3 protein-coding genes are annotated in these 2,718 nt (G+C 67.7%); 1 reads left to right on the top strand and 2 read right to left on the bottom strand.

The features are described from left to right. Positions 1–92: 92 nt before the first annotated feature. The gene (locus ACIPIA_RS13685; RefSeq protein WP_400510338.1) at positions 93–1,334 is read left to right on the top strand and encodes a lipopolysaccharide biosynthesis protein; all 1,242 of its coding nucleotides are present in this window, start codon (positions 93–95) and stop codon (positions 1,332–1,334) included. Here ACIPIA_RS13685 and ACIPIA_RS13680 read toward each other — a convergent pair. Both ACIPIA_RS13680 and ACIPIA_RS13675 read right to left on the bottom strand, forming a co-directional pair. Further along, on the bottom strand, positions 1,326–2,228 hold the full coding sequence (locus ACIPIA_RS13680) for a DUF6492 family protein (RefSeq protein ID WP_400510336.1): 903 nt from the start codon (positions 2,226–2,228) through the stop codon (positions 1,326–1,328). The genes ACIPIA_RS13685 and ACIPIA_RS13680 overlap by 9 nt on opposite strands. Positions 2,229–2,238: 10 nt before the next feature. Continuing rightward, on the bottom strand, positions 2,239–2,718 hold a 480-nt coding region (locus tag ACIPIA_RS13675; protein ID WP_400510335.1), incomplete at its 5' end, for a WecB/TagA/CpsF family glycosyltransferase.

Below are 2,718 nucleotides of genomic sequence, written 5' to 3'. Positions count from 1 at the left end.
GTTTAGGGTCGCGCAACGCCTCTCGACTAAGAGAGGTTCGTCATGCCGCCACGCAGAGGCACGCGCCGGGCCAGCCGCCGCGAGAACGGGTCATGCTGCCAGATCGTGCCACCATTTCCGCCTACCTCACCATCCTGAGCGGCTCGGCGGGCCGGCTCGTCATTTCCCTTGTCTACTTCCTCATCGTTGCGAATACGTTGACCCTCGGCGAGTTCGGGCTGTTCGCGACGGCCTCCTCGACCGGGCTGATCCTGTCGCGCGTGCTCGCCTTCGGCTTCATCTCGCCGCTCTATCGCGTCGCCACCGTGAAACCGCGCCTGCTCGGCGCCTATCTCGCCGGCTTCGGCGGGCTCGGCCTGCTGTCGCTGCCGCTGATCGGCGCCGCCGCCGCGATCGTCTACGTCCTGCTGTTTTCCGACCGGCTCGCGCCCCTGCCCTTCGCGGTCATCATCGCTGCGGAAGTGCTGTGCTGGCGGCTGGTCGAGGTGGTCGCCATCGTCAACAACGGGCTGAGGCGCTTCCGGCAGGCCGCGCTTCTCGTCATCATCGGCTCGGCGCTTCGCACGCTTGCGGCACTGCTCTTCGTCGCCTTCGGCCATGCCAGCCTGCCTATCTGGGCCTTCGCCTATGGCGCCGCCACCTTGGCGAGCGCCCTTGTCGCCCTGATCTTCTTCCTGCCGGCGACGCGCTGGCGCTTCGTCCACAGCCTCTATCCGCGCCGCATGGCCGATGCCGTCTTCGCAGGAGCGGCCGACATCGTCTTCTATGTCCAGTCGGAGCTCGACAAGCTGCTTGTGCTCGGGCTCGCGGGCGAGCGCACCGCCGGTCTCTACGCCATCGCATTGCGGGTGATCGACCTCACCGCCATGCCCGTGCGCAGCTTCAACCAGATGCTGGTGCAGAAGATCATGAAGGATCGCGGACTTGGCGGCCTGAAGCGACTCGCCGGCTTCGAAGGCGGCATTGCGCTGATCTCGGTCGCCGGGCTGGTGGCTGTCATCATCGCCCTCAAGCCCTTCCCGGGGCTGCTCGGCCGCAACGTCTCGGAAGCGGCCTATCTCTTCGCGCCGATGCTGCTGGTGCCGGCCTTCCGCAATCTCGTCGAGTACCATGCGGAGCTGCTTTATGCGCGGGAGCGCACGGGATCTCGCATCGCGCTCCTCTGCCTGCTGACCGCGCTCAAGGCAGCGCTGATCTCCGCGGTCATGACGCGCTTCGGGGCGAGCGACGCCTGGGCCGGCTGGATGAACCTGGTCTTCGGACTGGTCTATCTCGTCTCGGCGGTCTTCACATACGGCCTGCTCGCGCGAGCCCGGCGGGTGGCGTCAGGCTGATGCCTGCCGTTCGAACAGGGTGCGGATCTGGTCCATCGGCTGGCCGATGAAGGACTGCACGCCGACGGCGACCTGCCAGGGCTCGAGCACGTCCTCGAAGGAACGGAGACGGTCGAAGCCTTCCGCATCCGCATCGATCCAGTAGACCTTGCAGAGCTCGCGCGCATCCGGCCAGTGGCCGGCGGCTTCCAGCCCGAGGACGCGTTCGACGTAGCAGCCGTAGATCAGGTATTCCGAGAACTGGCGGTGCCGCGCGATGGCGCTGACCCAGTCGCGCCCGCTGCGGCGCTCGATCTCCGCGAGCAGCGACAGCACATGGGCGCGCCGCCAGCTCACGAGGTTGTTGATGTAGTCGTGGCTGGGACAAGTTGGCTTATCCAGCCCCAGCAGCGCCGCAGCGTTTTCGCACCACTGGCGATGCTCCGCCATGTCGGCGGCGATTGCGTCGGGCTTGCGATAGAGGCGGATGGCGCCGCTCCTCTCCAGGCTCGACAGATCGAACGGCCTGACGAAGAGCATGTCGGAATCGGCGAAGAGGATGACGTCTTCGCCGGCGGCCCTTGCCACCGCGAATTTGCGCAACTGCTGGGCATGCCAGCCGCGCAGCGGCGGAACGCCACGCGCGATCGCGCCCAGCCCGGTCCAGATGCGGCGCTTCCCGAAGCTCAGCGGGTCCGGAGACGGGCGCAACCAGGGCGGCAGGAGCTGCGACTCCGGCAGGATGCGCCGGCGCGGCCCTTCGAGATCTCGGAACAGCGCGACGTCGCGATCCTCGACCAGCAGGTAGTGGACGGCCTGGCCCGTGACAAAGCGGTCGATGCTGGCGCAGAGCAGCCTGCAGCGTTCGAGGTCGCCGCGATAGCTCGGCGTCGCCAGAGCGAACGTGGTGGTCACGCCCGCACTCTCATCCCTCACGCCGGCCACCGGCGAGGTACTGCCTGAGAACCCGCGCCAGGAAGGCCGGGTTTCCGAGGACGTAGCGGCGCCAAAGCCGCCTCGGCTCCAGAACGAGCCGGTAGGCCCATTCGAGCCGCATGCTCCGCATCAGCTCGGGCGCCCGCTCGACCTCGCCCGCCAGGAAATCGAAGAGCGCGCCGATGCCGGCGGCGACCGAACAATGCTCGGTTCCGATCTTGTCCGCGATGAAGCGCTCCTGCAGGGGATTGCCCTTGGCGACGAGCAGGAGGTCCGGGCGATCGGACTTCAGCCTGTCGAGAAGCCGCGTCTCCTCGCCAGCCGCATAGTAGCCATGAGAGAGGACGTCGAAGCGGTGCATGGGAAAGCGCCCTGCCAGCTCGGCCGCCGCCCGATCGGCAACACCGGGCTGGCCGCCCAGCAACACGACGCGGAGCCGGCTGCGCTGGCTCGCAAACAGCGCCGGGAT

Origin of the sequence: Allobosea sp. CER48 (genome assembly GCF_044752385.1) — a bacterium.
Lineage (GTDB): Bacteria > Pseudomonadota > Alphaproteobacteria > Rhizobiales > Beijerinckiaceae > Allobosea.
The sequence above is the reverse complement of the archived record's forward strand: the minus strand, read 5'-3'. Positions and strand labels throughout refer to the sequence as shown.

What these genes read in the sequence shown, in the direction of transcription:
- ACIPIA_RS13685 (WP_400510338.1), top strand. Translation starts at nt 93, where the DNA reads ATGCTGCCAGATCGTGCCACCATTTCCGCCTACCTCACCATCCTGAGC.